Below are 5,922 nucleotides of genomic sequence, written 5' to 3'. Positions count from 1 at the left end.
GCGCGCACATCTTCGTGGCGGCCATGGGCGCATCGAGTTACACGTTCGCATGCGCGACGCCAGCCGAAACGATGGAGGACTGGCTGGGCGGCATCGCACGTGCGCTGACCTTCTATGGTGGCGTGCCGCAGCTGATCGTGCCGGATAACCCGCGCGCGATGATTGCCGATCCCGACCGCTATGAACCTCGCGCCGGCGACACCGTGCTGGACTTTGCGCGTCACTACGGCACGTCATTCCTTCCTGCACGCGTATATCGTCCGCAGGACAAACCGAAGGTAGAGGTTGCGGTCCAGGTGGTCGAACGCTGGATCATGGCGCGCCTGCGCCATCACCGGTTTGCGTCGGTCCACTCGGTCAATGAGGCGATCCGCCCGCTGCTCAGGAACCTGAACGAGCGCCCTTTCCAGAAGCTGCCGGGATGCCGTGCCAGCGCATTCGCCGAACTGGACGCGCCGGCACTACAGTCGCTGCCAGCTCAACCCTATGAACTTGCGCGCTTCAAGACGGTGACCGTTCACATTGACTACCACGTTGAGATCGATAAGCACCGCTACAGCGTCCCGCACGCGCTGGTTGGCCTCAAGCTCGATGCGCGCATCACGGCTGGCGCTGTCGAACTGTTGCATCGTGGTCGCCGGGTTGCCAGCCACGCCCGCAATGACCGGGCCGGAGGCTACACCACCGTCGTCGAGCACATGCCGGCGGCACACCGCGCTCATCTGGAATGGACGCCGCAGCGGCTGATTCATTGGGGACAGCAGATCGGCGCGGCAACCGGCGCGCTCGTCACCCGGCTGCTGCAGGAGCAACGTCACCCGGAACACGGCTATCGGGCGTGCCTCGGATTGCTGTCGCTCTCACGTCGCTATGGCCGCGACCGTCTCGAAGCCGCCTGCGCGCTGGCGCTGGAACTGGGCGTGCACCGCTACCGCCACGTGCGCGACATCCTGATCAACAACCGCGACCGGACGGCGGCGGCGACACCCGCCGACTGGATCAGCCCGAGCCACGCGCATGTACGCGGCCCCGGCTACTATCAATAAAGAAGACCCACCATGATGATGCAACAGACACTGACGCAACTGCGCACCCTGAAGCTGGACGGTTTCGCTGACGGCCTGGAAGAACAATTGACGCAGCCCGGTGCGGCCAGCCTGAGCTTCGAGGAACGCCTGTCACTGCTGGTCGACCGGGAAGCCAGCTGGCGTGATGATCGCCGTCGTACCCGACTGCTCAAGCAGGCGCGCCTCAAGTATCCGCAAGCCGCCATTGAAGATCTCGACACGCGCGCTGGCCGTGGCGTCGATCCGCGCTCACTCACGAGTCTCGCGCTCGGTGACTGGGTCGAAGCCGGCTACAGCCTGCTCGTCAGCGGTCCAACCGGCGCTGGGAAATCGTGGCTCGCGTGCGCCCTGGCCCAATACGCTTGCCGGCGCGGGCATTCGGCCTTGTACCTGCGCGTGCCACGACTTGGCGAAGAGCTTCGCGTTCTGCACGGCAACGGCGGTTTCACAAAATGGCTGCTGCAGGTTGCCCGCGTTGACGTGCTTCTGCTGGACGATTGGGGAATGGCGCCTCTCGATACGATGGTTCGAAACGATCTGCTCGAGATGATCGATGACCGCTCGGCGGGAAAGGCGACCATCATCACCAGCCAGTTACCGATTGAGCACTGGCATGGATGGATCGGCGACGAGACCATCGCCGACGCAATGCTCGACCGCCTCATGCAGCGTCACCACCGGATAACGCTCACCGGTGAATCCCTCAGAAAAGCATCCCCAAAACCCAACGTCCTGGAGCCCGAACTCGACCAGAACTAACAAGGAAATCTACAATCAACACCGCGCAACGCCCAACCCCGCCGGATCGGTCACGTTCCCGAAATCGGCGGTCACGTTCGCCGAAATGCGCAGCTGGCATGGCGTAGCACTCGGCGCGTGTAGCGGGCAAACCAAAGTTCGATCTGATTGACCCAGCTCGCGTGCAGCGGGGTGAAGTGGAAGTGAAACCATTCATCATACCGCTCGTTGAATGCCTGCCAAACGGCCTGAGCGCGATGCGTATTCAGGTTGTCGCAAATCTCAGGTGCACCCGTTTAGCCCGGGTGCGCAGCCGCCACGCGCTCCATGACGGCGACCAGATCGTCCTGGGTACGCCGCTCGCGGCAGTCTGCCAGCACCTCTCCGGTATGCACATCAAGCGCGGCAATCAGCGCTTGGGTGCCGTGGCGGATATATTCAAACTCTCTTGCGCTCGATGGCTTGAATGCTAGTCTTCTCGTCGATGCTGAGTACCACCGCGTTTCGAGGGGCCTTGCGGTACAACTTGCAAATCACATTGACCTTCTCACGAAAGGCGGGATCCGAACGGTGAAGCCATTGCTTGACTCGGTGTGGGCGCACGTCGCCGGCCTGCAAGATTCGCTGCACATGGCTGCGGCTGATCTGTTCGACAATGCCGCGCTCGATCGCGCGCGCCACTATCCCGTCCAGCGTTGGCGTAACCCGTCCCTCGGGTTCGTGTGCTTCACATGCCAACGCAATCAACTGCAGTCGCGTTTCTTGCGTGATGCGTGGCGGACGGCCGCTACGCTCACTCTCGCGCAGGCCCTGCCCACCGTGCTGTGCGCTTGCGCCACGTGCAGACCGTCTGCACCGACACGCGCAGCTCCCGAGCGATCACCGTATTCGGGTGTCCTTCGTGCGCCCACAGCGCGATGCGCGCCCGCATCACATCTCGCTGAGCCGCGGTCTTTCGCTCGATCAGCGACAGGAGTTCTTCTCGTTCTTTTTTTTCCAACTTCACTGGCGCTGCATGACGACCTTGGCTCATCCCGACATGTTAGCCAACGCAATAATTCAATCAAGCTATTTACTGGATGTTGTACTAGTCGGGTGACGTGGCTACGATTGGCACCCGTCAGGATCGCCACGATGCGCGTGCCGTTGGAGGGGAGGTGATGCCTGGTCGTGCACGATCGGCGGGTTCGGACCAGTTCTTCGCCCGCCCCGATCGCACGAATCGAGGAGGAATCCACGACCACGCGCGAGAAGTCTATCTTGTCCACCGCTCGCAACCTCGGCAGCAGCATTGGGTGAAGTCGATCCTATACGCCGGCTTGTTGCCACTCACTGCCGCCGGAGCCGCATCAGGAAGGTGGTGTTGAGATCGCTGGACTGCCCAAGGGATGTAATCCGAAGAGAGTACAGCCAGCGCATGTTCAAGGCAGATTATTACCACGATATGCGGTCTGCTGTGCGACCACAACCGCCTTGGCTGCTTCGGCGGGCGTTTTGCGCGCACACAGACCATCAACCGGAACTCCATTCAGCATGATGACGTGACGCATCGGCAGAGAATCGGTTGACATGGATTCAATTAGTCCCAATCCCGTCACAAGGAGTGCCGTCAGGGAGCCAACATACCTGTGGCCGGAAGTCAGAGTTTACATCAGTGGCGTGGGCCGACTGTGCGAGCATCCCGATTACCATCACACAAGACATAAGTAACGTTGCTTTCATAATTCAACTCGTTTTCAAGGCGAGACAAGGTTGCATTGTTGCAAGATCGTATCGACCAGCATTCACATGCGTGGCATGCGTGCCCGAACTTCGCACCGGCAAATCTAGGTTGAGCAGCACGATCGAAAAGCCAGAGCGAGGCACACGCTGCTTGGCCATGACGAAGTCTACTGAGAAGCACACTTTTGCACGTTGATCTGCGAAACGCAGCATCGACCCCTCGTCCGTCAGGACCAAGACTGCCAATGTGGTGAGCACCTCGTTGGGAGGCTTTGGTGCATATCTCTTGGTCAGTCGGCAGCTTAAGAGACGGATTCAAAAAGGCTGCTCCGCCCGTCTGAAAATCTTCCCGCAGGCGAGGGAGCAACCGAATTTGAGAAGTGCTTTGTGAATGTCGGCCCGACGTTCGAAGCGAATGCGAAGACGACGGAAGTCGTGAGACCACGCATGAGCACGTTCGACAACCCAACGGAATTTTCCCAGAACGCTCCCGTGTTCTGTGCGGCGCCTGGCAATACGCGGCGTGATGCTTCGCTCGCGAAGTCTCTGGCGCTGTGCCTCGCAGTCATAGCCACGGTTTGCGTAGATGACCATGGGCTTCTAAAGCGGCCGGCCACGTACGCCGCCAATCGGTGGAATGGCGTCAGGCAGCGGCAGCAACTGGGTGACGTCGTTACGATTCGCCCCAGTGAGGATCGCGCCGACAAAGACGCCATTGGCGTCTACGAGGACGTGGTGCTTGGAGCCTGGGCGCGATCCGTGGGGCTCGGACCAGCTTTTCGGCCGCCCCAACGGCTCGCACAGCCAAAGAGTCGACGGCTGCTCGGCTGAAATCGAGTTCGCCTGCCTCGCGTAACTTCGGCAGCAGTAGCTCCTGCAGTCGTTTCCCGACGCCGGCCTTCTGTCAGTCGCGCAACCGTCGTCAGCAGGTTGAATCCGATCCAAAATCCCTATTTCGTCGACAGGTCGGGCCAGCGGATACCGGTCTTGAGCACGAACAGGATTCAGTTCAGTGCAGCTCGGCTGGCAACCGGCCTCGATTCTTCTTGCGCCGGGGTTTGGGCGACGGCAGCAATGGCTCGATCAGCGTCCAAAGTTCGTCATCAACAATCGGCGCGCCCATCCTTGGTTCCAGTTGTTCAGGTGGCCAAGGTTAAGGAAGGTCGGCAAAAGTCCTGGCATTGGGATTCCGGTGAACTATCTTGGGATGAAGGGAGTGAGTTAAGGAGAGCCCAGATGACGCAACTTGGACTTGACCTGGATTTGACAACGAAGCGCACGCGTAAGCGCGAATTTCTCGATGAGGACGGCGCGGTGTGCCTTGGTTGAAGCTCATTGCGCTGCTCGAACCGTACTATCCGACTGGTAAGACTGGACGGCCGCCGTTCCCGATCGCGACGATGCTGCACATTCATTTTATGCAACAGTGGTTTGGTCTGTCCGATCCAGCGATGGAAGAAGCGTTATATGACGTGCCGCTGTATCGTGACTTCGCAGGATCTGACGGCGGCACGATGCGTTTGCCGGACGAGAGCACGATTCTGCGGTTTCGTCACCTTCTCAAAGCACCATGGACTGGCTGCGCAGATGCTCGCGCTGGTCAATGAAATCCTGGTGGAGAAAGGCCTGATGCTCAAGACCGGCACGGTGGTCGTTGCCACGTTGATTCCGGCGCCCAGTTCGACGAAAAACAGCTCCGGAACGCGCGATCCCGAGATGCGTCAGACGCAGAAAAGCGATAACTGGCGTTTCGGAATGAAAGCGCACATCGGCGTGGACGCTAAGTCCGGTCTGCTCCATACCGTTGTAGGCACGACGGGCAACGTCCACGACATTACGGAGGCTCATGCGCTGTTGCACGGTAAGGGGCCAGCAAACCCGTCTTGACGAATTGAGCTAAGCGACCGCAACTGTCGGCTGCCAGCGATGAGGCAGCAATGTTGCGACGTCGCTGGCCCTGTGGGTCGGCAATCGCGTGAGGACGTCCTTCAGATAGGCGTGCGGTTCGTGCCCATTGAGTTGTGCTGAGCGCAACAGGCTCATGATGGCGGCAGCGCGTTGGCCCGCTCGGAGTGAGTCGGCGAACAGCCAGTTGGTCCTGCCGATAGCCCACGGACGTATTTGGTTTTCGACCCAGTTGTTGTCTATGGGCACATGTCCGTCGTCGAGATAGCGCGTCAGCGCTTCCCAGCGTTTAAGGCTGTAATCCAGCGCTTTCGCAATCGCTGAACCTTCCGAAACCAGCTTGCGCTGCGCCACCATCCATTCATGAAGTGCGTCGCACACCGGTTTGGCCCGGCTCTGTCGAAGCCTGCGACGCTCTTCAGCTTCCAGTGTCTGCGCCTCGCGCTCGATGTCGTAAAGCGCAGCGAAGAATGGCAGCGCCAATGCGGCG

The 5,922-nt window shown here is 60.2% G+C and carries 4 protein-coding genes and 3 pseudogenes; 3 read left to right on the top strand and 4 right to left on the bottom strand.

Annotated elements, in window-relative coordinates; genetic code table 11:
- Positions 1-1,046 (top strand): IS21 family transposase (gene istA, locus GCT19_RS40620; protein ID WP_152854994.1); only part of this gene is annotated, 1,046 nt, incomplete at its 5' end.
- 12 nt (positions 1,047-1,058) lie between these two features.
- Complete coding sequence (gene istB / locus GCT19_RS40615; protein WP_152854993.1) at positions 1,059-1,826, top strand: IS21-like element helper ATPase IstB; 768 nt, start codon at positions 1,059-1,061, stop codon at positions 1,824-1,826.
- A 92-nt stretch (positions 1,827-1,918) separates the two neighbouring features.
- On the opposite strand, the pseudogene GCT19_RS40610 reads toward istB, so the two are convergent.
- From GCT19_RS40610 to GCT19_RS40600, 3 genes and pseudogenes are all read right to left on the bottom strand, one after another.
- Positions 1,919-2,838 (bottom strand): annotated as a pseudogene (locus tag GCT19_RS40610) (IS630 family transposase); the annotation flags it as partial.
- Positions 2,839-3,530: 692 nt separating this feature from the next.
- On the bottom strand, positions 3,531-3,740 hold the full coding sequence (locus tag GCT19_RS40605; protein ID WP_152854992.1) for a hypothetical protein: 210 nt from the start codon (positions 3,738-3,740) through the stop codon (positions 3,531-3,533).
- 102 nt (positions 3,741-3,842) lie between these two features.
- Positions 3,843-4,650 (bottom strand): annotated as a pseudogene (locus tag GCT19_RS40600) (IS5 family transposase).
- 113 nt (positions 4,651-4,763) lie between these two features.
- Here GCT19_RS40600 and GCT19_RS40595 point away from each other — a divergent pair.
- Positions 4,764-5,393, top strand: a pseudogene (locus tag GCT19_RS40595) (IS5 family transposase); the annotation flags it as partial.
- Between the two features lie 30 nt (positions 5,394-5,423).
- Here the strand turns inward: GCT19_RS40595 and GCT19_RS40590 are convergent.
- A partial coding sequence (locus GCT19_RS40590; protein ID WP_152854991.1) for an IS66 family transposase occupies positions 5,424-5,922 on the bottom strand: 499 nt, incomplete at its 5' end.

Source organism: Paraburkholderia atlantica (assembly GCF_009362785.1).
GTDB lineage: Bacteria > Pseudomonadota > Gammaproteobacteria > Burkholderiales > Burkholderiaceae > Paraburkholderia > Paraburkholderia atlantica.
This window is presented reverse-complemented; position numbering and strand designations above follow the sequence as displayed.

Coding starts and splice junctions, on each gene's coding strand:
- GCT19_RS40605 (WP_152854992.1), bottom strand. CDS start 3,740: ATGCTGCGTTTCGCAGATCAACGTGCAAAAGTGTGCTTCTCAGTAGAC.
- istB (WP_152854993.1), top strand. CDS start 1,059: ATGATGATGCAACAGACACTGACGCAACTGCGCACCCTGAAGCTGGAC.